Source organism: Bacillota bacterium (assembly GCA_023511835.1).
Classification (GTDB): Bacteria; Bacillota; Sulfobacillia; order JAIMAT01; family JAIMAT01; genus JAIMAT01.
In genome coordinates, this window is sequence record JAIMAT010000025.1 from 1 (window position 1) to 25,226 (window position 25,226).

The 25,226-nt window shown below is 73.0% G+C and carries 32 protein-coding genes and 2 tRNA genes; 9 read left to right on the top strand and 25 right to left on the bottom strand.

Going from position 1 to position 25,226, the window contains the following annotated elements; genetic code table 11:
* Window position 1: 1 nt before the first annotated feature.
* From K6U79_05660 to K6U79_05725, 14 genes are all read right to left on the bottom strand, one after another.
* Window positions 2-78, bottom strand: a tRNA-Asp gene (locus K6U79_05660).
* A 119-nt stretch (window positions 79-197) separates the two neighbouring features.
* Window positions 198-1,673 carry a purine/pyrimidine permease gene (locus tag K6U79_05665; protein MCL6521848.1) on the bottom strand — a complete coding sequence of 492 codons (1,476 nt, stop codon included), beginning with the start codon at window positions 1,671-1,673 and terminating at the stop codon, window positions 198-200.
* Window positions 1,670-2,623: a dipeptidase gene (locus K6U79_05670; GenBank protein ID MCL6521849.1), complete on the bottom strand. Its 954-nt coding sequence runs from the start codon at window positions 2,621-2,623 to the stop codon at window positions 1,670-1,672. The genes K6U79_05665 and K6U79_05670 overlap by 4 nt, the downstream gene beginning before the upstream one ends.
* A gap of 187 nt (window positions 2,624-2,810) precedes the next feature.
* Window positions 2,811-2,886: transfer RNA gene (locus K6U79_05675), tRNA-Lys, on the bottom strand.
* A 67-nt stretch (window positions 2,887-2,953) separates the two neighbouring features.
* Window positions 2,954-4,249 (bottom strand): adenylosuccinate synthase, encoded by a 1,296-nt coding sequence (locus tag K6U79_05680; GenBank protein MCL6521850.1) that lies wholly within the window; start codon window positions 4,247-4,249, stop codon window positions 2,954-2,956.
* Window positions 4,250-4,303: 54 nt separating this feature from the next.
* Window positions 4,304-5,632 carry a replicative DNA helicase gene (gene dnaB, locus K6U79_05685; GenBank protein MCL6521851.1) on the bottom strand — a complete coding sequence of 443 codons (1,329 nt, stop codon included), beginning with the start codon at window positions 5,630-5,632 and terminating at the stop codon, window positions 4,304-4,306.
* A 5-nt stretch (window positions 5,633-5,637) separates the two neighbouring features.
* Entirely contained in the window at window positions 5,638-6,102 is a 465-nt protein-coding gene (rplI, locus tag K6U79_05690) for a 50S ribosomal protein L9 (protein MCL6521852.1), read from the bottom strand.
* Window positions 6,102-7,058 carry a YybS family protein gene (locus tag K6U79_05695; protein ID MCL6521853.1) on the bottom strand — a complete coding sequence of 319 codons (957 nt, stop codon included), beginning with the start codon at window positions 7,056-7,058 and terminating at the stop codon, window positions 6,102-6,104. The genes rplI and K6U79_05695 overlap by 1 nt, the downstream gene beginning before the upstream one ends.
* Window positions 7,059-7,063: 5 nt before the next feature.
* Window positions 7,064-7,426: a MazG-like family protein gene (locus K6U79_05700; GenBank protein MCL6521854.1), complete on the bottom strand. Its 363-nt coding sequence runs from the start codon at window positions 7,424-7,426 to the stop codon at window positions 7,064-7,066.
* A 78-nt stretch (window positions 7,427-7,504) separates the two neighbouring features.
* Window positions 7,505-7,732, bottom strand: a complete 228-nt coding sequence (gene rpsR, locus K6U79_05705; protein MCL6521855.1) for a 30S ribosomal protein S18 — start codon at window positions 7,730-7,732, stop codon at window positions 7,505-7,507.
* A gap of 48 nt (window positions 7,733-7,780) precedes the next feature.
* Window positions 7,781-8,176 carry a single-stranded DNA-binding protein gene (gene ssb / locus K6U79_05710; GenBank protein MCL6521856.1) on the bottom strand — a complete coding sequence of 132 codons (396 nt, stop codon included), beginning with the start codon at window positions 8,174-8,176 and terminating at the stop codon, window positions 7,781-7,783.
* Between the two features lie 69 nt (window positions 8,177-8,245).
* Window positions 8,246-8,539 carry a 30S ribosomal protein S6 gene (gene rpsF, locus K6U79_05715; GenBank protein ID MCL6521857.1) on the bottom strand — a complete coding sequence of 98 codons (294 nt, stop codon included), beginning with the start codon at window positions 8,537-8,539 and terminating at the stop codon, window positions 8,246-8,248.
* Window positions 8,540-8,676: 137 nt separating this feature from the next.
* Window positions 8,677-8,898 carry a DUF951 domain-containing protein gene (locus tag K6U79_05720; GenBank protein ID MCL6521858.1) on the bottom strand — a complete coding sequence of 74 codons (222 nt, stop codon included), beginning with the start codon at window positions 8,896-8,898 and terminating at the stop codon, window positions 8,677-8,679.
* Window positions 8,895-9,404, bottom strand: coding sequence for a tetratricopeptide repeat protein (locus K6U79_05725; GenBank protein ID MCL6521859.1), 510 nt, complete (start codon window positions 9,402-9,404; stop codon window positions 8,895-8,897). Before K6U79_05725 ends, K6U79_05720 begins: the two co-directional genes overlap by 4 nt.
* 110 nt (window positions 9,405-9,514) lie before the next feature.
* On the opposite strand from K6U79_05725, the gene yyaC reads away from it, so the two are divergent.
* A complete protein-coding gene (yyaC, locus tag K6U79_05730) occupies window positions 9,515-10,171 on the top strand; it encodes a spore protease YyaC (GenBank protein ID MCL6521860.1) in 657 nt (218 codons plus the stop codon).
* Here yyaC and K6U79_05735 read toward each other — a convergent pair.
* The 11 genes from K6U79_05735 to rpmH all read right to left on the bottom strand — a co-directional run bounded on the left by K6U79_05735 (window position 10,088) and on the right by rpmH (window position 17,195).
* Window positions 10,088-10,690, bottom strand: a complete 603-nt coding sequence (locus tag K6U79_05735; GenBank protein ID MCL6521861.1) for a DUF4446 family protein — start codon at window positions 10,688-10,690, stop codon at window positions 10,088-10,090. The two genes, yyaC and K6U79_05735, sit on opposite strands and share 84 nt — an antisense overlap.
* Window positions 10,691-10,777: 87 nt before the next feature.
* Window positions 10,778-11,476, bottom strand: a complete 699-nt coding sequence (locus K6U79_05740) for a DUF554 domain-containing protein (protein ID MCL6521862.1) — start codon at window positions 11,474-11,476, stop codon at window positions 10,778-10,780.
* 145 nt (window positions 11,477-11,621) lie between these two features.
* Window positions 11,622-12,530 carry a ParB/RepB/Spo0J family partition protein gene (locus K6U79_05745; GenBank protein ID MCL6521863.1) on the bottom strand — a complete coding sequence of 303 codons (909 nt, stop codon included), beginning with the start codon at window positions 12,528-12,530 and terminating at the stop codon, window positions 11,622-11,624.
* 10 nt (window positions 12,531-12,540) lie between these two features.
* Window positions 12,541-13,305 carry an AAA family ATPase gene (locus K6U79_05750; protein MCL6521864.1) on the bottom strand — a complete coding sequence of 255 codons (765 nt, stop codon included), beginning with the start codon at window positions 13,303-13,305 and terminating at the stop codon, window positions 12,541-12,543.
* Window positions 13,306-13,314: 9 nt separating this feature from the next.
* Window positions 13,315-14,193, bottom strand: coding sequence for a ParB/RepB/Spo0J family partition protein (locus tag K6U79_05755; protein ID MCL6521865.1), 879 nt, complete (start codon window positions 14,191-14,193; stop codon window positions 13,315-13,317).
* Between the two features lie 96 nt (window positions 14,194-14,289).
* Window positions 14,290-14,994, bottom strand: a complete 705-nt coding sequence (locus K6U79_05760; GenBank protein ID MCL6521866.1) for a class I SAM-dependent methyltransferase — start codon at window positions 14,992-14,994, stop codon at window positions 14,290-14,292.
* Complete coding sequence (locus K6U79_05765) at window positions 14,991-15,716, bottom strand: KH domain-containing protein (protein ID MCL6521867.1); 726 nt, start codon at window positions 15,714-15,716, stop codon at window positions 14,991-14,993. The genes K6U79_05760 and K6U79_05765 overlap by 4 nt, the downstream gene beginning before the upstream one ends.
* 4 nt (window positions 15,717-15,720) lie before the next feature.
* Window positions 15,721-16,329, bottom strand: a complete 609-nt coding sequence (locus K6U79_05770; GenBank protein MCL6521868.1) for a YidC/Oxa1 family membrane protein insertase — start codon at window positions 16,327-16,329, stop codon at window positions 15,721-15,723.
* A gap of 96 nt (window positions 16,330-16,425) precedes the next feature.
* Window positions 16,426-16,671, bottom strand: a complete 246-nt coding sequence (gene yidD, locus K6U79_05775; GenBank protein ID MCL6521869.1) for a membrane protein insertion efficiency factor YidD — start codon at window positions 16,669-16,671, stop codon at window positions 16,426-16,428.
* Window positions 16,668-17,015: a ribonuclease P protein component gene (gene rnpA / locus K6U79_05780; GenBank protein ID MCL6521870.1), complete on the bottom strand. Its 348-nt coding sequence runs from the start codon at window positions 17,013-17,015 to the stop codon at window positions 16,668-16,670. The genes yidD and rnpA overlap by 4 nt, the downstream gene beginning before the upstream one ends.
* Window positions 17,016-17,057: 42 nt before the next feature.
* The gene (rpmH, locus tag K6U79_05785) at window positions 17,058-17,195 is read right to left on the bottom strand and encodes a 50S ribosomal protein L34 (protein MCL6521871.1); all 138 of its coding nucleotides are present in this window, start codon (window positions 17,193-17,195) and stop codon (window positions 17,058-17,060) included.
* A gap of 519 nt (window positions 17,196-17,714) precedes the next feature.
* Between rpmH and dnaA the strand changes: the two genes are divergently transcribed.
* From dnaA to K6U79_05825, 8 genes are all read left to right on the top strand, one after another.
* A complete protein-coding gene (gene dnaA, locus K6U79_05790; protein ID MCL6521872.1) occupies window positions 17,715-19,082 on the top strand; it encodes a chromosomal replication initiator protein DnaA in 1,368 nt (455 codons plus the stop codon).
* 295 nt (window positions 19,083-19,377) lie between these two features.
* On the top strand, window positions 19,378-20,535 hold the full coding sequence (gene dnaN, locus K6U79_05795) for a DNA polymerase III subunit beta (protein ID MCL6521873.1): 1,158 nt from the start codon (window positions 19,378-19,380) through the stop codon (window positions 20,533-20,535).
* Complete coding sequence (locus tag K6U79_05800) at window positions 20,504-20,797, top strand: RNA-binding S4 domain-containing protein (protein ID MCL6521874.1); 294 nt, start codon at window positions 20,504-20,506, stop codon at window positions 20,795-20,797. The genes dnaN and K6U79_05800 overlap by 32 nt, the downstream gene beginning before the upstream one ends.
* The gene (gene recF, locus K6U79_05805) at window positions 20,787-22,010 is read left to right on the top strand and encodes a DNA replication and repair protein RecF (protein ID MCL6521875.1); all 1,224 of its coding nucleotides are present in this window, start codon (window positions 20,787-20,789) and stop codon (window positions 22,008-22,010) included. The genes K6U79_05800 and recF overlap by 11 nt, the downstream gene beginning before the upstream one ends.
* Window positions 21,979-22,554 (top strand): DUF721 domain-containing protein, encoded by a 576-nt coding sequence (locus K6U79_05810; protein MCL6521876.1) that lies wholly within the window; start codon window positions 21,979-21,981, stop codon window positions 22,552-22,554. The genes recF and K6U79_05810 overlap by 32 nt, the downstream gene beginning before the upstream one ends.
* Window positions 22,511-22,801: a hypothetical protein gene (locus tag K6U79_05815; GenBank protein ID MCL6521877.1), complete on the top strand. Its 291-nt coding sequence runs from the start codon at window positions 22,511-22,513 to the stop codon at window positions 22,799-22,801. Before K6U79_05810 ends, K6U79_05815 begins: the two co-directional genes overlap by 44 nt.
* An 8-nt stretch (window positions 22,802-22,809) precedes the next feature.
* Window positions 22,810-24,747 (top strand): DNA topoisomerase (ATP-hydrolyzing) subunit B, encoded by a 1,938-nt coding sequence (gene gyrB / locus K6U79_05820; GenBank protein MCL6521878.1) that lies wholly within the window; start codon window positions 22,810-22,812, stop codon window positions 24,745-24,747.
* 66 nt (window positions 24,748-24,813) lie between these two features.
* A partial coding sequence (locus tag K6U79_05825; GenBank protein MCL6521879.1) for a DNA gyrase subunit A occupies window positions 24,814-25,226 on the top strand: 413 nt, incomplete at its 3' end.

The following is a 25,226-nucleotide window of genomic DNA, read 5'->3' on the forward strand; positions in this document are numbered from 1 at the left end:
CTGGCGGTGGCGACGGGACTTGAACCCGCGATCTCCGGTGTGACAGACCGGTATGTTGACCAGCTACACCACGCCACCGGGAAAACTCTTCGGAAAAGCCGTTCCTGCGGTTCGCGCGGCGCGAGCAAGAGGCGACCGCCTCGCCCTGGCGCACGCCTCATCATACACGAGCGGCACCGCTGGCGCAATTTGCGGCCTCATGCGCCGGCCGGCGGGCCCGGGGCGGTATCGCCCTCCGGAGCTGCTCCCGGCCCCGCCCCGGCAGCGGGGGGCTCCCCGGTGCCCGCCTCCGGTCGCGCTGCCGCGGTGCGGGCCGGGAGGAGCACGTGTTCCAGGAGCAGGGCCACCGCCAGCCCGACGACGGTGGCGTTCCCCACCAGGAAGCGGGCCATGGGCGGAAGCGGCCTCCAGTAGGAGGCGGGGATCTGGGTGACGCCCACGCCCAGGATCAGGCTGAGGCCGATGACGAAGCCGTCGCGCGCGCCTAGCGCGAGGCGCGCGTACTCGCGCACCCCCGCCGCCACCATCTGCGCGTTGGCGGCCAGGAGCGCCCCGTAGGCCACCGGCGCGGGCAAGGCCGAGAGGGCGGCGCCGAAGCCCGGCAGGAGCGCCAGGAGCAGCAGGGCGGCGGCGTGCAGCGCGAAGGGCAGGCGGTCGGTGACGCCGCTGACGGCGACGAAGCCCACCGAGGTGGTGAAGGGGACCGTCCCCATGCTGCCGGCGAGGCCTCCCAGAAGGGTGCCCACCCCGGTCCAGAGGACCGTCCGGTTGGCCAGCGGACGGGTGGGCGCGCGCCCCGTCACGAGGCCGATGCCGGTCAGGCTGGCGACCAGGTTGGCGGTGACGAAGAGGCCGACCAGCAGGGAGGTGAGGGTGACGCCGGCGTCCAGGGCCGGCCTCCCCCAGGGGAGAAGGAGCGCGCCCGGGGCGGTGCTTCCTGGCGCCGGGGGCGGCGTCAGGGCAGCGGCGGGGAGGAGCCCGGTACGGCCGGCCGCCAGCCAGAAGAGCCAGCCGCCGGCCACGCCCGCGAGGACGCCCAGGCTGCGCAGGCTCCCCCGGGCGCGGAGGGAGACCAGGACGGTCAGGGCCACCGTCCCGAGGCCGGCCAGTGCGGCCACCGGGTGGAAGAGGCCCGCGGGGGCGCCGGGGGGCGCGCCTGCCGGGGCCAGGCCGAGGAGCCCGCGCAGGAAGGGACCGGCCAGCTGCAGGCTGACCAGGAGGAGGAAGCTGCCCGTCACGGCGGGGGTGAAGAGCGGCAGCAGGCGCGAGAAGAGGCCGCTGGCCCCGAGGCCGAGCAGGAGCAGTCCTGCCGCCAGCACGCCGCCCTCCAGGTCGGCGCGCAGCTCCCGCAGCGGGTGGCCCAGGGCGGGGAAGATCTGGCCGAGGCCGATCATGGTGGCCCACCAGATGCCCGCCGGTCCCTCCAGCAGCGGGAAGCCGTGGCCCCAGGCCAGCTGGAGGAGCGAGGCCGCGCCCGCCACCAGGAAGGTCCTGCGGGCGAAGCCGGCGATCCCGGCGGGGTCGAGCCCGATGGCCTGGCCCACCGCCACGGGTACCGCCATCAGGCTGGCCAGGGTGAAGGCGAGCCACTGCCCCGCGTAAAGACCCGTCCAGAGCGCCGCCCGCCAGGAGCCTGCGGCCGCGCGCGGCGGCCGCCGCGCGGAGTCTTTCACGCGCGCCATACCTGGCGGAAGACGCGCAGGTGGTTGCCGCCCAGGATGGCGGTCACCGCCTCCTCGCCGTACCCGCGGCGGAGGAGCGCCTCGGTGAGGGCCGGCAGGCGTGTGACGTCCTCCAGGCCGGAGGGCAGCTCGGCTGTGCCGTCGAAGTCGGAGCCCAGCCCCACGTGCTCGGGACCCACCAGGGAGACCAGGTGCTCGATGTGGGCGATCACCGTCTCCAGCGTGGCCTGCTCGCCGCCTCCTTCGGGCACGAGGAAGCCGGGCACGAAGGTGACGCCCACCACGCCGCCCGCCGCGGCCAGCGCGCGCACCTGCTCGTCGCTCAGGTTGCGCGGGTGGTCGCAGAGCGCGCGGGCGTTGGAGTGGGAGGCGATGGGCGGCCGGCTGCCGGTCTCCAGCACGTCCCAGAAGCAGCCTTCGGAGAGGTGCGAAACGTCGACCACGATGCCGAGGCGGTTCATCTCGCGCACCGCCTCGCGCCCCGCCCGCGTCAGGCGACTCTTCGTCTCGCTCTGGCCGGCGCCGTCGGCGAGGGCGTTCCGCTCGTTCCAGGTCAGGCTGGCGACGCGGACCCCGAGCCGGTAGAGCACCTCCAGCAGGCCGGGGTCGTCGCCGATGGCCTCCAGGCCCTCCATGCTGACGACGCCGGCCACGCGACCGGCGGCCAGCGCCGCCTCGAGCTCGGCTGTGCCGGCGACGGGCGCGACGTCGGCGGCGTTGGCCGCGCACTCCCTCCAGAAGACGGAGAGCTTGTGCAGCACCTGCTGTAGCGTCAGGCCGGGGTGGCCGGTGGGGCGCGTCCAGTGGGAGAAGAGGACCACGTCCACGCCCGCCTCCTTCAACCGTGGCAGGTCGGCGTGGCCGGAGGCGGAGCGCTCGCCGAGGGTGCGGCGACCGGCGACCACTTCCTCCAGCGTGTCCTGGTGGGTGTCCACCACCACCGCCCTCTGGTGGAGGGCGAGGGCACGGGGATCGACGGCTTGGTCTGCCAAGGGGAGGGCTCCTTTCGTGCGGGATGGCGGCCCCGCGCGGAGCCGCTCACCGGCTGCGGTTCGCGGGGCGGGCGGCGCTTCCTCCCTCCGGAGGTCGGGGACGGCGGCCGCCGCCGACCGGCCGGAGGATGCGAGATGGTGGGCCCCCAGGGATTCGAACCCTGGACACCCCGATTAAAAGTCGGGTGCTCTGCCAGCTGAGCTAGGGGCCCGGAAGGTGGACTCCGCCCACGAGTATCCCGCCCGCGCCCGCAGACGGTCAAGGCGCGGCGCCGGCGCTCACTCGCTCTCCATGTCGAAGGGGTCGCGGACGGCGAGCGTCCTCTGGCGGTCCGCCCCCACCGAGACCAGGCTGACCGGGATGCCGAGCCGGGCCGAGATGAACTCGAGGTAGCGCCGAGCCTCCGCGGGCAGGTCGGAGATGCGCTCGCAGGAGCCCAGGTCCTCCTCCCAACCGGCCATCTCGACGTATTCCGGCGTGCACTCGCGCAGCACGCGCACGTCGTGGGGCATCTCCGTCAGCCGCTCCGTTCCGTGCCGGTAGGCGACGCAGACCGGGATCGTGGCCAGGCCGCTCAGCGTGTCCAGCTTGGTCACCGCCAGCTGTCCGATACCGCTGACGCGCACGGCGTAGCGGAGCGCCACCAGGTCCAGCCAGCCCACACGCCGCGGCCGGCCGGTGGTCGTGCCGTACTCCTGCCCCTTCTCGCGCAGCCAGTCGGCCTGCGGACCGTGGAGCTCGGTGGGGAAGGGGCCGTCGCCCACGCGCGAGCTATATGCCTTGGAGACGCCCAGCACGCGGTCGATGCGCGTGGGGCCGACGCCGCTCCCGATGCAGGCGCCGCCCGCGGTGGGCGAGGAAGAGGTGACGTAGGGATAGGTACCGTGGTCGATGTCCAGCAGGGTGCCCTGCGCGCCTTCGAAGAGGACGCGCTGGTTGGCGTCGATGGCCTGGTTGATGACCAGCGAGGTGTCGCGCAGCCGGGGCCGCAGCCGCTCCCCGTAGGCCGCGTACTCCTCCACCAGCGCCTCCAGCTCGTAGGGGCGCTGGTCGTAGATGCGCTCCAGCTTCCGGTTGACCTCGGGGAGGACGACCTCCAGGCGCTCGCGCAGCAGGTCGGGGTCGAGCAGGTCGAGGGCGCGGATGCCCGCGCGCGCAAACTTGTCCATGTAGGCCGGCCCGATGCCGCGCAGCGTGGTGCCGATGCGAGCCGCCCCGCGCCGCTCCTCCTCCAGCTGGTCGAAGAGCTTGTGGTAGGGCATGATCAGGTGCGCAGTCTCGCTGACCAGCACCCGCGCCGTGTCCACGCCGCGCGACTCCAGCTCCTCCAGCTCCTGCAGCAGCGCCGGGACGTCGATGACCATGCCGTTGCCCAGGACGCTGGTCACGCCGTGGAGCACGCCGGAAGGGACCAGGTGGAGGCGGAACTCCCTGCCTTCGTGGACCACGGTGTGCCCCGCGTTGGTGCCTCCCTGGTAGCGGACCACCATCTCCGCCCGCGCGGCGAGGAAGTCGGTCACCTTGCCCTTGCCCTCGTCGCCCCACTGGCTCCCCACCACCACCAGTGCCGGCATGCGCGCACCTCCAGACGATGTGGCCTCCAGCCTCCCGCCGCGGCAGCCTTCCGGTCAGCCGGCCTGCTGGCGGCGGTCGAGGCTGACGAACTTGCCGATCTCCCGCAGGAAGACGAGCTGCGCGCTTCCGACGGGGCCGTTTCTCTGCTTGGCCAGGATCAGTTCGACGACGTTGCTGGACTCCATCTCCGGGTTCTGGTAGATGAAGGTGACCACGTCGGCATCCTGCTCGATGGCTCCTGACTCGCGCAGGTCCGAGAGCTGCGGCCGCCGGTCCTGCCGCTGCTCCACCGCCCGGCTCAGCTGCGAGAGCGCCACCACCGGCACCGAGAGCTCGCGCGCCAGCGACTTGAGGCTGCGCGAGATCTCGGAGATCTCCTGCTGACGGGACTCCGCCCGGCCGTGGGAGCGCATCAGCTGCAGGTAGTCGACTACCACCATGCCGATGTTCCGCTCCGCCTTCAGGCGCCGGGCCTTGGCGCGCAGCTCCAGCACGGAGATGTTGGGCGTATCGTCGATGTAGATGGGCGCCTCGCTCAGCCGTCCCAGCGCCCGCGAGAGCTTGGGCCAGTCCTCGTCGCTCAGCGTCCCGGTGCGCAGGCGGACCGAGGGGACCTGCGCCTCGGCGCAGAGCAACCGCTGCGCCAGCTGCTCCTTCGACATCTCCAGGCTGAAGATGGCCACCGGGACCTTGTGGCGGACGGCGGCGACGGCGGCCATGTTGAGGCTGAGCGCCGTCTTGCCCTGGGAGGGACGGGCGGCGACGATGATCAGCTCGGACGGGTGCCAGCCCGAAGTGAGCCGATCCAGGTCGGGAAAGCCACTGGGGATCCCGATCACCTCGCCCCGGTGCGTGTAGAGCCGCTCGATCTCCTCGAAGGTCTTGACGAGCACGTCGCGCAGCGGTTCGTAGGAGCGGCTCTGCCGGCGCTGCGAGACCTGGAAGATGCGGTTCTCGGCCTGGTCGAGGAGCGTGTCGACTTCCTCGCCCGAGTTGAAGACGCTGGCCGAGATCTCGCCCACCGCCGCCAGCAGCTGGCGGAGCATCGACTTCTCCTGGACGATGCGCGCATGGTAGTCCACGTTGGCCGCCGTCGCCACCGAGCTGGCCAGCGAGGCCAGGTAGGCGACACCGCCCGCGCGCTCCAGCTGGTCATTGCGGCCCAGCTCGTCGGCCAGCGTGATGACGTCCACCGGCTGGCCGCGGTCGAAGAGGGCGAGCATCGCCTCGTAGATGAGGCGGTGCGCCTCTTTGTAGAAGTCCTGCGGGGCCAGCGTCACCGCCACCCGGACCAGGGCGTCGCGGTCCAGGAGCAACGCCCCCAGGACCTGCTCCTCCGCCTCGATGGCCTGGGGCGGGACCCGGTCCAGCGGTACGGCCATCTCCGTCAGCTCCCGACTTCGGCTCCCTCCGGCACCACGCGGACCCGCACGCTGGCGCTTACCTGCGGGTGGACGCGCAACTCCACCGCGTAGTCGCCCGCGCTCTTGATCGGCTCCGCGAGCCGGACCTGGCGCCGGTCGACGCGGACGCCGCGCTGCTGCTCGAGCGCCGCGGCGATGTCCGCCGCGGTGACGGAGCCGAAGAGCTTGCCGTTCTTGCCGACGCGGACCGCCAGCGTCACCTCGCTCCCGTCCGCCGCCTCCTGGATCTTCCGTGCGCGCTCCAGCTCCCGCTCCGCCTGGCGGCGGATCCGCTCGCGCGCCTCCTCCAGCTGCCGGAGGGCACCGCTGCTGGCCTCGACGGCGAGGCCGCGCGGGAGCAGGTAATTGCGCGCGTATCCGGGCTTCACCTCGACCAGGTCGCCGGCGGTACCCAGCCCGGCGACCTCCTGCCGGAGAATCACCTTCATCACGACACCTCCACGCGTCTTCGCAGATGAACCACGGAGTCGAAGAGCCCCAGCCAGACCAGCGCCTGGGAGAGGTAGGGGTTGAGCACCGCCAGGGCCAACACGAAGGCGCCCAGCCCTCGCGGGAGGCGCCAGCGGCGCAGCCAGAAGTAGCTGAACGAGAGGCCGCCCACCAGAAAAAGAAGCTCGGCCAGCAGGAGCAGGTTGGCGCCCGCCACGGCGGGGAAGCTCTGGCTACCCCGCCCGGCCCAGGCCAGGACGAGGCCCACCAGCAGGAAGCCGACGCTCCAGGAGGGCAGCTCCCACCGCGCGAAGGGCGGCAGCTCCACCCTCGGAAGGCCCAGGCGGCCAGCCATGGGGCCCGCAACCAGCAGCAGGAGAAGGGCGTACCCCGTCCCCGCAGCCAGCACCACGGTCGGCAGCAGCTGGCCGAAGAGGAGCTCGATCTGGCTGCTCAGCTGCCGGCTGGCATTCTCCGCCTGCCGGGCGTCCACCCCGCCGGCCGCACTCAGGAGCGAGCCGGCCTGCCGGGTGGACTGGAGCATCTGGTCGCGCAGCTGCGCCAGAAGATCCTGACCGAGCAGCAGGCGCCCCACCGCCAGGGTGACCAGGATGGTCGCCACCATGCCCAGCGCCCCGGCGCCGATCACCCAGAAGGCGTCCCGCCGGCTGCGCCAGGCCCAGCCCATGGAGGCGCCGAAGGCCGCCAAGTCCAGCCACGTGGCCAAGGCCCCCAGCGGGCCGGCGAAGAGGAAGCTGGCCAAGGCGGCCACGGTGGCGCTGGCCAGCCCCAGGCGCGGCCCCAGACGGACGGTGGCCACCAGCGTCGGCAGCGGGCTGAGGAGCAGCGCCACCAGGCCCAGCAGGGGCAGCCAGCTGCCGGCCAGCACCAGGAGGAGGCTGAGCACGGCCAGCAGGACCGCCTCGACCAGGGGTCGCGTCCGCGTGGGCGGCATCCCCCTCAGCCCCGGCGCTCCCGGCCGGTGCCTGCGTCGCCCGGCGCGGGCCGCTCCTCCGGCCGGGCCTCCAGACGGGCCAGCAGTGCGCTCATGTCCCCGTACCACCGCTCCAGTTCGTGGGCGCTGACGACGTTGGCGCGGATCCTGGCCAAAAGGAGGTTCTCCAGGCGCTCCAGCCCCAGGCCCGTGCGCCGTGCCAGGAGGGCCGAGACGAGCACGGTCTCCGCCAGGGCGGCGCCCAGCGCCTCGTCGTCCCCGTCGGTCAGCGCCTTGTGCACGTCGGCGACGGTGCGGACCAGTTCGGTCCGCAACCATTCGATCGCCCGCGCGTTGCGCGCCACGTCGACTCCGCCGTCCGCCGGCACTGGCCTCACCCCTCATCCAGGGAGCCGGTCCCCGCCGCGGGCGGGGGCCCGGCCGGGGCGACCGCCCACGGCCGTCCCTCAGTCGACGACGAAGGGCAGGAGCGCCATGATGCGCGCCCGCTTGATGGAGCGCGTCAGCTGGCGCTGGTGCCGGGCGCAGTTGCCGGTGATCCGCCTCGGCAGGATCTTGCCCCTCTCGCTCAGGTAGCGCCGCAGCCGGCCCACGTCCTTGTAGTCGACGCTGGCGATCTTGTCGACGCAGAAGTTGCAGACCTTGCGGCGACGCCGCCGGTCCTTGCGCGCCAAACTCTCTCCCCCCTCCCGGACCCGCCGCGGAAGGCCGCGGCGGCCTGTTCAGAACGGAATGTCGTCGGCGGGGAAGTCGACCTCCGTGCTGCCCTCCAGGGCGCCGGGCGACGTCTCCCGCTCGGCCGGCCGGTCCAGGAAGCGGACCGTGTCCGCCACCACCTCCGCCACCCGCCGCTTCTGGCCGTCCTGTGTCTCGTAGCTGCGGATCTGCAGGCGGCCATGGACCGCCACCAGCCGGCCCTTGCTCAGGTGGTTGGCGACGGTCTCGGCCAGGTGGCGCCAGGTGACGATGTCGATGAAGTCGGTCTCGCGCTCGCCCTGCTGGTTGGTGAAGGGCCGGTCGACCGCCAGGCTGAAGTTGCAGACGGCGACGCCGGAGGGCGTGTAGCGGAGCTCCGGATCGCGGACCAACCGTCCCACCAGGACCACCACGTTCAGCATGTGCATCCCCCTCCGGCGGACGGCGGCCGCGGCCTCCGGGCCCGCCGCGCTGCGGCGCGGAGCCCCGGCCTAGCTCTCGTCCGTCCGCACGATCATGTGCCGCAGGACGCCCTCAGTCAGCCGGAGCAGCCGCGAGAGCTCGGCGGGTGCCCGCTCGCCGCCTTCGAAGGTGAAGAGCGTGTAGACACCCTCCGTGTGGCCGTCGATGGTGTAGGCCAGCCTGCGCCGGCCCCACGGTTCCGTGCTCTTCAGTTCGCCGCCGTGTTGGGAGACGAGCCGGGTGATCCGTTCCTGAAGGGCCTGCGACGCTTCCTCGTCGAGCTCGGGATCGGTGATCACCATGAGTTCATAGGTGCGTGCCAAACCAAGCGCCACCTCCCTTCCTCGGACGTGGTACCCGGCCTGGGGCGACGCGTGTGGCGGCGCGACGCTTCCCGGGTACGGAAGGTCGCACGCGGATATCGCGCGGCACGGCCGCGCCCGCGTACCCGCGCATTATATCACAGCTCTGCCGGCCCCTCGCCCAGGGGCGAGTCGACGATGCGCACCAGCCGCTGTTCCACGCGCACCCGCGGGAGAAGGACGATCCGGCCGCAGCCGGTACAACGGAGGCGCAGGTCGGCGCCGGTGCGGAGCACCTCCCAGGTGACGGAGCCGCAGGGGTGGGGCCTCTTCAGCTCGATGACGTCGCCCAGGTGGAACCGGACCGGGGGGCCCTTCACGGTTGCGGCCCCCGCAGTCCGAGGCGGCCCGCCGGCGACCAGCGCCGCCACCAGGGGGCGGTCGCCGCCGCGCGCTCGGCCCGCGCCGCCGCCTTCAGAGCGGCCACCATGCGGTCCAACTGGCCCCGCCGCTTGAAGACGACGGCCAGGTTGTTGTAGGCCGCGGCGTACTCCGGCCGGAGCTCCAACGCCTTGCGGAAACAGTGCTCGGCCTCATCCAGGCGATCGCGGTGGAGCGCCAGGTTGCCGCGGTTGAGCCAGGCGGGGGCGCAGGCCGGGTCCCGCGCCAGGGCGCGGTCGAGGAGCCTTTCGGCGGCTTCCGTCTTCCCCCGGCGGAGCAGCAGGCCGGCCCACTTGCTCAGGAGTCTGGCTTCGTCCGCTCCGCCGGCGGCGAGGCGCCGCCGGAGCCGCTCCTCCGCCTCCTCCAGGCGTCCTTGGCGGATAAGGAGGTCCACCTCGGCCTCCTCGTCGTCGGGCACCCTGCGCGGACGCTCGTCCAGGGCCATGCCTTCACCTCCAGGGCGGGAGGGCCCGCGGAACCCTCCCCGGGGGGACCCCTTCCGCATGGGGGCCTGCCTACCCACATACACTAATCCGTCCGTGGGAGGGGATGCACATGCGGCCGTCGCGGCCCGCCCCGCGCCGCTCGTCGCCGTTGCGGGTTCGCTACACCCAGCCCGCCGCCGCGGCTGCCGTGGCCCACGCCCTGCGTGAGGTCCTGCGCCCGTTCGTGGAAGCCGGGCGGCCGCTTCTCTTCCTCTGCATCGGCAGCGACCGCTCCACCGGGGATGCGCTGGGGCCGCTGGTGGGCAGCCGGCTGCTGGAGGGCTGGGCGGGCGGGGAGGAGCCGGAGGTGGCGCCCGCGCCCCGCGTGCTGGGCACCCTGGAGGCGCCCGTCCACGCGACCAACCTGGTGCCGACCGTGCGTTGGCTGGAGATGGCCGACCCGCGCCCCGCGGTGGTGGCGGTGGACGCCTGCCTCGGCCCTGTAGAGAGCGTCGGCACCATCACCGTGGGCGCGGGGGCGCTGCGCCCGGGCGCGGGGGTGCGCAAGGTCCTGCCGCAGGTGGGCGACTGCTATGTCACCGGGACGGTCAACGTGGGCGGCTTCATGGAGTACCTGGTGCTCCAGAACACGCGCCTCAGCCTGGTGATGGCCATGGCCGCGGTCATCGCGGAGGGCCTGCTCTCAGCGGTGGCCGGCCTCCTTCCCGAGGCGCCCTTCCTGGCCGCCGAGGGGCCGCGCTCGCTCTCCTCCGGGGCCGGCCTCTGAGGCGGAAGCCGCGGCCGCCGCCGGCAGGGCGGCCAGCGCCGCCCGCAGGGCGTCCGCTTCCTCCTGGCTGAGCCGCAGACCGCCGGCCGGGGCGCCGTCCTGCACCTCCTTGGCGTAGACGTAGCATCCGTGCTCGGTCTGGATCCAGGTCAGGACGAGTCCGTCGCTCTCGCCCGTGAGAAAGGCCAGGCTCTGGCTGGGCGGGGCACCGTTCTGGCCGAGGGCGGCGTAGCGCTTGAGCGCGTAGGCCTGGAGGCTGCGGCGCTGGCGCGCGTCCAGGTGCTCCGCCGCCTGGCGCAGGGCGGCCAGCTCGGCCTCCAGCCGGGCGACGCGCTCGGCCAGGAGGGCCAGCTCCTTCTCGAGTTGGCCGCTCTCCGAGCGGGCGTGCTCCCGCTCCAGGTGGCGGCGTGTGCGGCGAGCCGCGAGCAGAGCGGCCAGGGCCAGGAGGAGAGCGACCACGGAAAGTGCCGCCGGGGCCAGTGTTCGAGCCTCCGGCAGGGCGAGAAGGTTGGACGGCATGTCTCCGGCTCCTCCCCTACAGCTGCGAGGCGGTGACTTTCCTTGCGGCAGCCCGCGGCGCCGGCTGAGGGCGCCCGCGGGCCGCCCTCAGAGGGGCAGCCCGTGGAAAAGGCTGCCCAGCGCGCCCAGGGCGAGGGCGACGGGGAGAGCCGGCAGCAGGTTGGCTACGCGGATCTCCGTCGCTCCCACCATGTTCAATCCGATGGCGAGGATGAGCAAGCCGCCGGTGGCCGTCAGGGCGTGCTCCGGCGCCCCGGTGAGGAGCGCGTGGAAGGGAGCGGCGAAGAGCGCGATACCGCCCTGGTAGAGCAGGACGACGAGCGCGGCCAGGCCCACGCTGGCACCCAGCGTCGCCGCCAGCACGGCCGAGGTGATGCCGTCCAGGGCGGCCTTGGCAAAGAGGGTGGAGTGATCCCCGTAGAGCCCGTCCTGAAGCGCGCCCAGGATGGCCATGGGGCCGACCACGAAGATGAGCGTGGCCGTGACGAAGCCGGAGCTGTCGCCGCCCAGGCGCGAAGGCGTCACGCGGCGCAGCCATTCGCCGAAGCGATCCAGGCCCTCGTGCAGGTGGAAGGCCTCGCCCGCCGCGGCGCCCAGCACCGTGGAGACCAGGGCGACCAGCGTCTGGCCGGCGGGCAGCGTCTGGCCGAGTCCGATGACGATCACGGCCAGTCCCACGGCTTGCAGTAGCCGGCGATGGATGGCCTCGGGCAACGGGGGAAGAGCGAAGGCGCCCAGCGTCGTCCCTGCGAGGATGGCGAGGACGTTGACCAGCGTTCCGATCACCGGCTCTGCGACCTCTTCCTTCCTAGGGGATTGGGTTGCAGGAGAGCCCGCCGGCGGTCGTCGCCCGGGAAGAAGCGCTGCGGCCGGGCGGGCGGTTGTTTCACGTGAAACAGGCCGGGCCCCTGCGTCCGGCGCTGCCTTTCATCTAGACGCCCCCGGCCGCGGCCAACAGCGTCTCCACCAGCCGCTCCAGATCCTCGCTCCCGAAGAAGCGGATCTCCAGGGTACCCCCGTTCCGCCCCGGGCGGATGTGTACCGGGCTTCCAAGCGCGTCCTGCAACCGCTCCTCCATCCGCGAGAGCTCCGCCGCCCATCCGGCCCCGGCCCGTTCCGCCCCGGGCGCCGGAGCCGGACCCGGCCGCTCCGCTCCGCCCGCACGGGCTGCCTCCGCGCGCCTCGCAGCCGGCCGCCCCGAACGCTGACGCGCCCGCCGCTCGATCTCACGGACGCTCCAGCCCTGTTCCACCGCCTGTCTCGCCAGCTCTTCCCGCGCCGCCTCGTCGCCCACCGACAGCAGCGCGCGCGCATGCCCCTCGCTCAGCGCTCCGCTCTCCACCCACCCGGCCACCGTCGGCGGCAGCTGCAGGAGGCGCAGCGAGTTGGCGATCGTCGAGCGGCTCTTCCCGACCCGTCGGGCGACCTCCTCCTGGGTCAGGCCCAACTCCTGGATGAGCGTGGCGTACGCCCGGGCCTCGTCCAGCGGGCTGAGCTCCTCGCGCTGGATGTTCTCGATCAGGGCCAGCTCCAGCAGCTGGCGGTCCTCGACCTCGCGCAGGATGGCCGGGATCTCCTTCAACCCGGCCTCGCCGGCGGCCCGCCAGCGCCGCTCGCCCGCCACCAGCTCGTACCCGTCGCCCGCCGCCCGGACGATGACCGGCTCCAGCACCCCGTGCTCGCGGATGGAGGCCACCAGCTCCTGGAGCCTGCCGTCGTCCAGCCTCCGGCGCGGCTGCATCGGGTTGGGCCGGATCGCGTCCAGGGGAAGACGCCGGATCTCCTCGCCAGGCTTCCTCTCCAGCTCGGCCGGGAAGAAGGCCTGCAAACCCCGGCCCAGCGCTGGCCGGTTAGCCGGCACGCGCCAGCACCTCCCTCGCCAGCTCCAGGTAGACCTCCGCCCCCCGCGACTTCGGATCGTAGAGAAGCACGGGCAGGCCGTGGCTCGGCGCCTCGCTGATGCGCACGTTCCGCGGGATGACGCTCCGGAAGACCTTCTGGGGGAAGTAGCGCTTCACTTCCTCCGCTACCTGGATCGAGAGGTTGGTACGACCGTCGAACATGGTCAGGACCACGCCCTCCAGGTCCAGGGTCGGGTTGAGGTTGGCCCGCACCATGCGCACCGTGTTGAGCAGCTGCGTCAGCCCCTCCAGCGCATAGTACTCGCACTGGATGGGGATCAGGACCGAGTCGGCGGCGGTCAGCGCGTTGATGGTCAGGAGGCCCAGCGACGGCGGGCAGTCCACGAGGACGAAGTCGTACCGCTCGCGCTCGCCCTCCAGTGCGCGGCGCAGCCGGCTCTCCCGCGCCATCACGCTGACCAGCTCGATCTCCGCGCCGGCCAGGTCGATGTTGGCCGGCGCCACGGAGAGCCCGTCCACGCGGCTCGCGCGCACGCAGGCCGCCAGCTCCGCCTGGCCGATGAGGACGTCATAGATGTTGGGTCGCAGGCCGTCCTTCTCCAGGCCGAGGCCACTGGTGCTGTTGCCCTGGGGGTCGATGTCCACGAGAAGGACACGCTGCCCGAGGACCGCGAGGCCTGCACCCAGGTTGACGGCCGTGGTGGTCTTGCCCACCCCGCCCTTCTGGTTGGCCACCGCGATCACCCGGGCCATGCCCGACCATCAGCCCCTCCGCGCCGACCTGCCGGCCGCGTTCTGCGAGGAAGTCACCCAGGAGGCCTGCGTGCCCGCCGGGCGCTTGGAGATGCGGACGCGCACCTCCAGCTCCTCGCCCAGGTCCACTTCCTCCATGCGGGTGGCGACACCTGCCGCCTGCAGATGGCTGACCGCCTGGCGGAAGGTGTTGAGAAAGATGCGGATATCCTTGATGACCCGGATCTGCCGCCGGCCGCCGCCGGAGGCGGGCGCGTCCTCGCGGGTCGCCAGCACCTGCTCCACCAGGCGCTCGGTCTCCCGCACCGTCAGCTCCTCCTCCACCACGCGGCGCAGCACCTCCAGCTGCGTCTCCTCGTCCTCGAGGCGGAGGAGCGCTCGCGCGTGGCGCTCGCTGACCAGGTCGCGCCGCCGGAAGATCTCCCGCCGCACCGCCTCCGGCAGGCGGAGGAGGCGAAGCCGGTTGGCCACGCTGCTGGCACTCTTGCCGATGCGCGCGGCCAGGTCCGCCTGGCGCATGTGAAAGTCCTCGATCAGCTCGCGGTAGCCTTCGGCCTCTTCCAGGAAGTGCAGGTTCTCCCGCTGCAGGTTCTCCACCAGGCTGAGCACGGCCGCGCGCTGGTCGTCCGCCTCCACCACCAGCGCCGGGATCCGCTCCAGCCCCGCCATGCGCGCCGCACGCCAGCGCCGCTCGCCGGCCACCAGCTCGTAGGCGCCGCCCACCGGGCGGACCACCACCGGCTGCAGCATGCCGTTCTCGCGCAACGACTCGGAGAGCTCCTGCAGCGCCTCGCTGCCGAAATGGCGCCGCGCCTGGTAAGGACTCGGGCGCACCTGGTCGACGGGCACCTCGAGCCACCGTTCCGTCGAGGAATCGACGCCGCGCACCCGCCTCACCTCCGGGTCGGCGGCCTTCCTTCCACGCCGGAGCTTCCTTGTCCTTCCGGCGCCTCGTGCCGGATCGCCAGCGCCCGCCGCGCCCGCTCACGCTTCGGCCCGGAAGACCAGCAGGAGCCGGCGTTCGCCTCGCTCCGGCAGACGCGCCTCGACCCGCCGCAGCAGGAGAAGACGCTCCCGACGCAGCCCGCCTTCCGCCTCCGCCAGCTCCTCCTCCGCGCCCGGCCCCTTATAGGCGAAGAGCAGCCCACCCGGCCGGGTGAGCAGTCCGGACGACAGGCCCGCCAGCCTCTTCAGGGGCGCCACCGCGCGCGCCGTCACCCGTCCGAAGGTCGCCGGCGCCGCCTCCGCCCCGCCGAGCCCCAGCCACGTCCTCCGCTCCTCCGCCCGGCCCCAGACCACACGCACTCGGCCTGCCAGGCCCAGCGCCTCCACCTCGCGCTGCAGAAAGGCCGCCTTCTTCCGCCGCGCCTCCAGGAGCCACCAGCTCCGCTCCTCCTCGACCAGCGCCAGCGCCAGCCCGGGGAAGCCCGCCCCCGAGCCCAGGTCGAGCGCCTCCCCGCCGCCCCACCACTCGGGCGCCGCCAGCGCCAGGAGCGAGTCGAGCACGTTCCGGCGCAGGTTCTCCCGGGCGCCGGCGACGCCCGTGATCGCCCATCGCTCGCCCTCGGCGGCCACGTCCCCCGCCAGCCGCGCCAGGAGCTCCAGGCGCTCCCGCGGCAGCGCCAGACCCCACTCCGCGAGCCAGCGCTCCAGGAGCCCCGCCGCCTCCTCCGCGGCCGCACCGCTCACGGGCCCGCCGTCGCGCCCTTCCGCGCCGCGTCCCCGCCGGCCCGCCGCCGCTTCCGCCCCCGGCGCCCGCCTCCCTTGGCCGGCGCCTGGACCTGACCGCCGGCGGCCTCCCCCGCCACCGGCTCCACCACCACGAAGCGATGCGGCTCCTCACCCTCGCTGTGCGTCCGCACCCGGCCGTCACCCTCCAGCGCCAGGTGCACCACCCGCCGCTCGGCGGCGCTCATGGGCGGCAGCTCGACCCGCCGGCCCGTCCGCACCGCCTCCTCCGCGGCCCGCTGGGCCCGGCGCCGGAGGCTCCCCGAGCGCCGCTCGCGATACTGGACGGCGTCGATGACCAGCGGCGTTGGGTCGCCCGAGGCGCGCGTGGCCACGGCGTTGGCCAGCAGCTGAAGCGCGTCCAGCGTCTGGCCGTGGAAGCCGATCAGCTCACCGGCGTCGCGCCCCTTCAGCTGGAGCACGATGCGCTCCGGCTCGCGCGCCACCAGCACCGACGTCTCGCGGCAGCCGTAGAGCAGCGCCACCCGCGACAGGAAGCGCTGCGCGGCCAGCCCCTTCTCCATATGGAGCGTGAGCCGGACGCGCGCCTGCCCGCCCGCCGCGCCGCCCGGCTCCTCCAGCACCTCCACCTTGACGTGCCGATGCCCCACGCCGCCCAGCCGGATGAGGCCGATGGAGACCGCCTCGTCCACGCTGGGCGCCGTCACCTCCACCGACCGCAAAGACTCATCCCCTCTCCGCGGTGGGCCGTACCACGCGCGGCACCATGGCCGCCTGGAAGACGCTGAACATGTTGGAGACGACAAAGTAGAGCCCGAGCCCAGCCGGCAGGTTGAGCGTGATCCAGCCCATGAGAAGCGGCATCATGTACATCATCATGCGCTGCTGCTGGCCGGCGCTCCCGCTCATGCCGGGCGAATTGCGCATCATCACCCAGCTCTGCAGGAAGGTCGTCAGCATGGTCAGCACCGGCAGCAGATAGAACGGGTCGGGACGCGCTAGCGTGGCGATCCAGAGGAAGGAGGCGTGCGAGAAGTCGAAGCGGCGCAGCGTCTCGTAGAGCGCCCAGAGGATGGGTAGCTGGAGCAGCAGTGGGAAGCATCCCGCCGCCGGGTTGACACCGTGCTCCCGCCAGAGCTTCATGGTCTCCTCGTTCAGCTTCTGCGGGTTGTTCTTATACTTCTTCTGCAACTCGGCCAGCTTCGGCTGCAGGTCCTGCATCTTGCGCGAGGAGACCATCGACGGCCATGTGGCCGGCCAGAGGACGCCCCGCACGAGCAGGGTGAGGAGCACGATGCCGATGCCGTAGTTCCCGCCCACCGACAGGAAGATCAGCGCGGAGCGGAATGCCGAGAGCAACGCGTCCCAGACTGCCAAACAGCGACCTCCTCCGCGACGCCGAATTCGCCCGGCGATGGCGCTCCCCCGACCCTACGGCACCGGGTCGTAGCCGCCGGCCGACCAGGGCCCGCAGCGCACCACCCGCCAGGCCGCCAGCGCCGATCCCCGCAACGGACCATGCTTGAGGACCGCCTGCACCGCGTACTCGGAGCAGGTCGGTGTGAAGCGGCACGTCGGCGGCTTGAGCGGCGAAAGCCAGCGCTGGTAGAGCCGGATGGCCCCCACCAGCAGCGCCCCCACCGCGCGACCGGGGCCGCCCGTGCGGACTCCGTTCACGCTTCCCCGTCCCTCTTCGACCGCCACAGCTCCGCCGCCTGGAAGAGCCGCTCCAGCTCCTCGGCCAGCTCCCGGAAAGGCATCTCGCGCGCGGTCCGCCGTCCCACCAGGATCACGTCCCAGCCCGGCCGGACCCGCTCCCAGGAGCGCCGCGCCCACTCGCGCAGGCGGCGCCGGATCCGGTTCCGGGCCACCGCTCCGCCGGCCCGCGAGCTGACCACCACTCCCAGCCGGCTGCATTCCAGCCCATTAGGTGCAGTGTACACCACGGCGGGCGCGCCCACGACCTGCCTTCCGGAGTCAAAAACGCGCCGGAAGTCGCTCCGGCGCACCATCTTCTCCATCCGCTCGACCCGACCCCCGCCGCTGCCTGGCGGCAGGCGCCGCTAGCCGACGGCCAGCCGGTGGCGGCCCTTGGCCCGCCGCCGTCGCAACACCTCGCGCCCGCCGCGCGTCCGCATGCGCGCGCGAAAGCCGTGAACCCGCGCCCGGTGCCGCCTCTTCGGCTGGTAGGTGCGCTTCACGTCCGCTCACTCCTCCGCTCTCCCGGGCAGGGATCCGCAGGCGCCGGACCGAACCTGTCCCCTGTCGTCTTCCCGGCTCCGCCCGGCGAGGCGCCGGGACACCTCTCGAACCGGAGGCACGGGAGCCCGGGACGGCCTAACACCGGCTCCAGACCGCGCGAATTATAGGCGAACGCAAGAGGGCGAGTCAAACGGACGTCTCGGCGTCCCGGAAGGCTTCCTGCCGCGCCTCGCACCGCCGCCAGCCTTGCCCCAGCCCTACTCCTCTGCTAGCGTGTGGGAGCCGACGGGGCGGGACGTGTCATGGGTGTGCACGCCGGTATGCACAGGTTGTGGATAGGCCTGTGGACAAGGTGTGCCCACCCCATACGGCGACATAACAGGGGCGAAGTACGCCCCGCGGCCTTCCCGGGCGAGGTTCCGCCGGGCCGGCTCCTCCGGCGTTGCATACGCGCGGGCGACCCCCGCCCGGCCGGCGACGGCTCGCGGCGACCGCCCATGCAGACGGGGGTTGGCAGCATGCAGTCGCTCGCACAACTCTGGACGCAGGCCGTGCAAAACCTGGAGGCGGCCGTGCCGGCTCCCACCTTCCACTTCATCCGGGAGACCGAGCCCATCGCGCTCCACGACGACACCCTCATCCTGGGCGTCCGCAACAGCTTCACCCGCGACTACCTCCAGGACCACGTGGCGCTTCTCCTGCAGCGGCAGCTGGCCGAGCTCCTCCGCCGCGAGGTGCACCTGGAGTTCGTCGTGCCGCCGGAGGGGGCGGGCGAGGACGGGGCCGCGCCGGCCCAGGACGAGGTGGCGGCGGCGCTCTCGGCCGCGGTGCAGGCGCACGTCGCCCAGCGCGGCGGCAGCATCGGCCAGCCGCTCAACCCGCGCTACACCTTCGAGACCTTCGTCGTCGGCAGCTCCAACCGGCTGGCCCACGCCGCCTCACTGGCGGTGGCCGACGCGCCCGCGCGCGCCTACAACCCGCTCTTCATCTACGGGGGAGCGGGGCTGGGCAAGACCCACCTGATGCAAGCCGTGGCCCACCGGACGCTCCTCCGCCACCCGGGCATCCGGGTCGCCTACGTCTCCTGCGAGACCTTCGCCAACGAGCTGATCAACGCCATCCGCGACCGGCGCACGGTCGAGTTCCGCAACCGCTACCGCAACGTGGACGTGCTCCTGGTGGACGACATCCAGTTCCTGGCAGGGAAGGAGAGCACGCAGGAAGAGTTCTTCCACACCTTCAACGCGCTCCACGAGGCCGACCGGCAGATCATCGTCTCCTCGGACCGGCCGCCCAAGGAGATTCCCACGCTGGAGGAGCGGCTCCGCTCGCGCTTCGAGTGGGGTCTCATCTCGGACATCCAGCCGCCCGACTTCGAGACGCGCCTGGCCATCCTGCGCGCCAAGGCCGCGGCCGACAACCTGGAGATCGACGACGCCATTCTCGTCTACATCGCCGAGCACGTGCGCACCAACATCCGCGAGCTGGAGGGGGCGCTCATCCGTCTCGTCGCCTACACCTCCTTCAAGCACCTGCCGCTGACGCTGGACGTGGCCCGGGAGTCGCTCCAGGACTTCGTCAGCCCGGGCCCGGAGAAGGCGGTCAGCATCGAGACCATCCAGCGCGTGGTGGCCGGATACTACGGCCTCGACGTGGAGGAGTTGAAGGTGCACCGGCGGACGCGCGCCGTCGCCTACCCGCGCCAGATCGCCATGTACCTCTGCAGGAAGCTGACCGACGCCTCGCTGCCCAAGATCGGCGAGGAGTTCGGCGGCCGCGACCACACCACCGTCCTGCACGCCTTCAACAAGGTGGAGGCCGACGTCCGGCGGGACCCGGCGCTGGCGGCCACCATCGACCATCTGGTGCGCCAGATCCGCTCCTGAGAGCGCCGCCGGTGACCCGAAGGGCCCGGCCGGGAGTCGGCTGGGGACGGCCTGTGGGAAAGCGGGGGGAGAAACTGTGGACCGGATGGGGAGGCCGGCGGGGGATCCACTTCCTGACGCAAGGAGTGGATAAAGTTCTCCCCCGCGTTCACAGGTTATCCACAGCGGTCGGCCGGCAACGGAGAGGTTTCCGCGGACTTCTCCACATCTCCACAGCCGCTACGGCTACGGCTTCGAACAGCATTCCAGAGAGGTCGCAGGACCGAAAGCCCGTGCAGCAAAGGAGGTCCCACCGTTGAGGATTCGTCTCGCGCAGCCCGCGCTCGCCCGCCTCCTACAGGTGGCGGCGCGCATCGTACCCGCCCGCAGCCCTCTCCCCGTCGCCTCCGGCGTCCTCCTCCGCGCCCGGCCCGGCTGGCTGGAGGTGATGGCCACCGACCTGGAGATGACCGCCACCCTGGGCGCGCCGGCCACGGTGGAGGAAGAGGGGGAGGTGGTGCTGCCGGCGCGCTTCCTGGGGGACCTGGTGCGCCGGGCGCCCGCCACCGACCTGGAGCTCTCGACGCGCGAGGAGGCGCTGGCGGTCCGGCTGGCCTGGCCGGACGCCGACTTCCTGCTGCAGGGGATGAACCCCGAGGATTTCCCGCGTCCGGTCGACTTCCCCCAGGAGGCGGCGCAGCTGGACGTGCGCGGCGGGGACCTGGCCCGGGCGGTGCGGCGGACCGCCTTCGCCGCCTCCCAGGACCAGGCGCGGCCCATCCTGACCGGAATCCTGCTGGAGATCACGGCGGGGCGCATCTCCGCGCTGGCCACCGACGGCTTCCGCATCGCGCGCCAGGAGGTGGTCCGGGAGGCCTCGGAGGAGGAGGCGGCGGCCGCGGCGGAGACGGCGGCGACGCGGGCGGCGCAGCCTGCCGGCGGGCTGGTGGTGCCGGCGCGGAGCCTGGAGATGCTGGCCGCCCTGGGCGAGACGGAGGAGGAGATCCGCCTGGCCGGGGACGGGAGCCGCCTCTACGCGCGGGCGGGCGGCTTCAGCTTCCAGGCCTCGCTGCTGCAGGGAAGCTATCCGCAGGTGCTGGCGGCGGTTCCGCAGCGCTTCGTCGCCACCTGGCAGCTGGGCAGGGCCGAGCTGCTGGCGGCCAGCGAGAGGGTCTCGCTGCTGGGCGGAGGGCGCGAGCAGACGCCGCTCAAGCTCCGCTTCGGCGACGGGCGGGTGGTGGTGGCGGCCGACGCGCCGGAGCTGGGGCGGGCGCACGAGGAGCTGCCGCCGCTGGAAGAGGGCGAGCCCATGGAGATCGCCTTCAACCCGCGCTTCTGGATGGAGGGGCTGAAGGCGCTCGAGGGCGAGCGCGTCCGCGTCGAGCTGAGTGGGCCCCTCTCGGCCGCGCGCCTGAGCGATCCCGACGACGGCTCCTTCTTCTATGTGGTCATGCCCATGCGGACCGTGGGCTGAGCGCCGGCGAGGGCGGCGCCGGGACGGGGTGGGTCCGGTGCGGAGGGTGAGGGTGGCGGCGCTGCCCATCGAGCTGGGCGCCTTCCTCAAGATCTCGGGGCTGGCCGAGACGGGCGGTGAGGCGAAGCGCCTGGTGCAGGGCGGCCGGGTGGAGGTCAACGGCGAGCCCGAGCGGCGCCGTGCTAGGAAGCTGACGGCGGGCGACCGCGTCCGCGTCCGCCTGGAGGACGGCGGGAGCGAGGAGCTGCTCGTTGCGGATTGAGAGGCTCCGCCTGCAGGACTTCCGCAACTACGCCGAGGCCGACTGGCGGCCCGGGCCCGGGGTCAGTCTTCTGGTCGGCCCCAACGGGGCGGGGAAGACCAACCTGCTCGAGGCGGCGTGCCTTCTTCTCGCAGGCCAGTCGCCGCGCACGCGGCACGAGGAGGAGCTGGTCCGCCAGGGGGCGAGCGCGGCGCGCCTCGCGGCCGAGGTGGAGGCCGGCGGCCGCCGCTGGCGGGTGGAGGCGGAGCTCGGGCCGGGCAAAAAGCGCCTCGAGCTGGACGGGCGGCCCCTGGCGCGGCTCGGCGAGCTCCTCTACCGCTTCCCGCTCGTCCTCTTCCGGCCGGCCGACCTGGAGCTGATCCAGGCGGGGGCGGCGGTACGGCGACACTTCCTGGACGAGGTGGGGCGCGCCTGGAGCCGCTCCTACGACGCGGCCCTGGGTGCGGCGCGGAAGGCGCTGGCCGAGCGGAACGCCCTCCTGCGCAAGCTGGGGCCGTCGGCCTCGCCGCGCAGCGCCGCGCTTCTCCTCGAGACCTGGAACGAGGCCTTCGCCGCCGCGGCGGCCGCCCTCCTCCGGCGGCGGCTCGCGCTCCTGGCCGAGCTGGTACCCGAGCTCCGCCGCCTCCACGCCGCCCTGGCGGGGGAGCCGCCGCTCTCCGTCGCCTACGCCTCTTCGCTGCCGGCGGCGGGCGGGCTCCTGGCGGGCGGCGCGCCGCCCGCGGCGGCGGACGAGGGCCGGCGGCTCGAAGAGGCGCTGCGCGGTGCGATCCAGAAGGCGCTGGACGATGCGCTTCCGCGGGAGCTGGAGCACGGCTACACCCTGGTGGGGCCGCACCGCGACGATCTCCGCCTCCAGCTGGGCGGGCGCGACGCGCGCGCCTACGCCTCGCAGGGCCAGCAACGGGCGCTGGCGCTGGCGCTGCGCATGGCGCAGTTCGCGCTCCTCCGCGCCAAGCGGGGCGAGGCGCCGCTCCTCCTCCTGGACGACGTCTTCTCCGAGCTGGACGGGGAGCGCCGCCAGCGGCTCCTTTCCCTGCTCCTGCCCGAGACCGAGCAGGCCTGGGTGACGGCGGCCGAGGAGGGCTCGGCGCAGGCCGGCGGCCTCCTCCTGGCGATTGCAGGGAGTGAAAGGGTAAAATGGTTTCGCATCGTTTCGGGCTCGATCGGCGAGGTGCCGGGCGGTGAGCGAACACCGCGAGCGCCCGCCCGCTGAGCTCCGCTCCGTCCTGGCGGACCTCCTCCGCCGCTGGGGCATGGCGCGCCGGCTCGAGGCCTACCGCGCGCTGGACCTCTGGGCGGAGGTGGTGGGACCGGGCCTGGCCAGGCACTCCCGCGCCGTCGACGTCGAGGGGGGAGTGCTCCGGGTCCGGGCGGAGAACGGCAGCTGGGCCACCGAGCTGGTCTTCCACAAGAGCTCCATCCTGCGCGAACTTCACCGGCGCGGCCTGCGCGGCGTCCGCGCGCTGCGTGTGGAGGCCGGCCCGGGGGCCTGGCCGGACGCGGAGCCTCTGGCCGGTCCCGACGAAGCGGCGCCGGAGCGGGAGATTCCGGAGCTCCGGCCCGCGGCCGCCGCCTCGCTGGAGGAGCTGAGGCGCGGCGGGCTGGACGGCGAGCTGCTGGAACGGTGGCGGCGCGTCATGCTGGCTGAGGCGCGCCGCCGCGCGCGGCTGGCGGCGCGGAAGGCGCCGCCGGGCGAGGGAGGGCGGCCTGCGGGTGATCTTGGACCTGGGCGACGGCAGGAGCCTGCCGGGGGGTGAGGTGGTCCTCATCCTGGACGCGGCCTGCGCCGAGGCCTCGCCCGACTTCCGCACAAGCCTGGAGGAGCACCGGCGGAGGGGCCGCTGGCACGGCACCGGCCGCGGGTCCGTGAAGAGCTACGTGCTGACCGCGGGCGACGTGCTCTACGCGTCCATCCTGTCGACGGCCGCCCTGCGCGCCCGGCTGGAACGCTTCGCGGGCCGCGGCGGCCACGGGGAGGCGTCGGATTGGCGGAGAAGAGCGTGATCGAGCGGCTGCCGGAGCAGCGCCGCGGCGACGGCGGCTACGACGAGAGCCAGATCCAGGTGCTGGAGGGCCTGGAGGCCGTCCGCCGGCGGCCGGGCATGTACATCGGCAGCACCGGGCCGCAGGGGCTCCACCACCTGGTCTACGAGGTGGTGGACAACAGCGTCGACGAGGCTATGGCCGGCTTCTGCGACCACATCGTGGTCACTCTCCGCGCCGACGGCAGCGTCCGCGTCTGGGATAACGGCCGCGGCATCCCCGTGGGCGTCCACCCCAAGGTGGGCAAGCCGACGCTGGAAGTGGTCCTGACCATGCTCCACGCCGGCGGCAAGTTCGACTCCAAGGCGTACAAGGTGTCCGGCGGCCTGCACGGCGTGGGCGTCTCGGTGGTCAACGCCCTCTCCGCCTGGCTGGAGGCGGAGAGCCGGCGCGACGGCGCCGTCTACCGGCAGCGCTTCGAGCGGGGCCGGCCGGTGACGCCGCTGGAGCGGGCGGGGGCGAGCGACGGGACGGGGACCACCATCACCTTCCTGCCCGACGCCGAGATCTTCGAGACCACCGTCTTCGACTACGAGACGCTGGCGCAGCGGCTGCGCGAGCTGGCCTTTCTCAACCGCGGGCTGGCGGTGGAGCTGGAAGACGAGCGGAGCGGGCGGAGCAGCCGCTACCGCTTCGAGGGCGGCATCGTCTCCTTCGTGCAGGCGCTCAACAAGGGCAAGGGGCCGCTCCACCCGCAGGTCTGCTACGTGAGCGCGCAGCGCGAGGGCGTGGCGGTGGAGGCGGCGCTGCAGTACAACGAGGGCTACGCCGAGACGCTCTACTCCTTCGCCAACAACATCCGCACGGTGGAAGGCGGCACGCACGAGACCGGCTTCAAGATGGCGCTGACGCGCGCGGTCAACGACGCCGCCCGGCGGCTGGGCTTCCTGAAGGAGAACCAGGAGAACCTGGGCGGCGAGGACGTGCGCGAGGGGCTGGCCGCCATCCTCTCCGTCCGCCTGCCCGAACCGCAGTTCGAGGGGCAGACCAAGACCAAGCTGGGCAACAGCGACGTCCGCGCCATCGTCGACGGGGTGGTGGCCGAGGGCGTGGCCACCTTCCTGGAGGAGAACCCGCAGGCGGCGCGGGCCATCCTGGAGAAGGCGGTGACGGCGGCGCGGGCGCGCGAGGCGGCGCGGCGGGCGCGCGAGCTGACGCGGAGGAAGGGCGCCCTGGAGGTGACGGCGCTCCCGGGCAAGCTGACCGACTGCCAGGTGCGCGACCCCGAGGAGGCGGAGCTCTTTCTGGTGGAAGGCGACTCCGCCGGCGGCAGCGCCAAGCAGGGGCGCGACCGGCGCTTCCAGGCGGTCCTCCCCCTGCGCGGCAAGATCCTGAACGTCGAGAAGGCGCGCCTGGACCGGGTGCTCAGCCACGACGAGATCCGCGCGCTGATCACCGCCATCGGCACCGGCATCGGCGAGGACTTCGACATCAGCAAGGCGCGCTACCACCGCATCATCCTGATGACCGACGCCGACGTGGACGGCGCCCACATCCGGACGCTGCTGCTCACCTTCTTCTTCCGGCACATGCGGCCGCTGATCGAGCACGGCTACGTCTACGTGGCGCAGCCGCCGCTCTACCGCATCGTGCCCAAGCGGGGGAAGGACCGCGAGCCCCGCTACGCCTACTCCGACGCGCAGCGCGACCGGATCATCGCCGAGCTGGGCGGCTGGGAGGCGGTGGAGACGCCGCAGCGCTACAAGGGCCTGGGCGAGATGGACGCCGAGCAGCTCTGGGCGACGACCATGGACCCGGCGCGGCGGACGCTCCTCGCCGTCAGCCTGCAGGACGCCCTGGCCGCCGACGAGATCTTCAGCATCCTGATGGGTACGGAGGTGGGCCCGCGGCGCGAGTTCATCCAGGAGCACGCGCACGAGGTCCAGAACCTGGACACCATCGGCTAGCGAGCCGCAGGGGGAGCCGGAGTGGCAGAGATCGGCAACGTCGTTCCCGTCGACCTGACGGAGCAGATGAAGCAGTCCTACATCGATTACGCCATGAGCGTGATCGTCAACCGCGCGTTGCCCGACGTGCGCGACGGCCTCAAGCCCGTCCACCGCCGCATCCTCTACGCCATGCGCGAGGCCGGCAACACCCCGGACAAGCCGTACAAGAAGTCGGCGCGCACCGTGGGCGAGGTGCTGGGCAAGTTCCACCCCCACGGGGACGTGGCCGTCTACGACGCGCTGGTGCGCATGGCCCAGGACTTCTCCATGCGCTACCCGCTCATCGACGGGCACGGCAACTTCGGCTCCGTGGACGGCGACCCGCCGGCCGCCATGCGCTACACCGAGGCGCGCCTGGCGCCCATCGCCATGGAGCTCCTGCGCGACCTGGAGAAGGAGACGGTCGACTTCGTCCCCAACTTCGACGGGGACGAGAA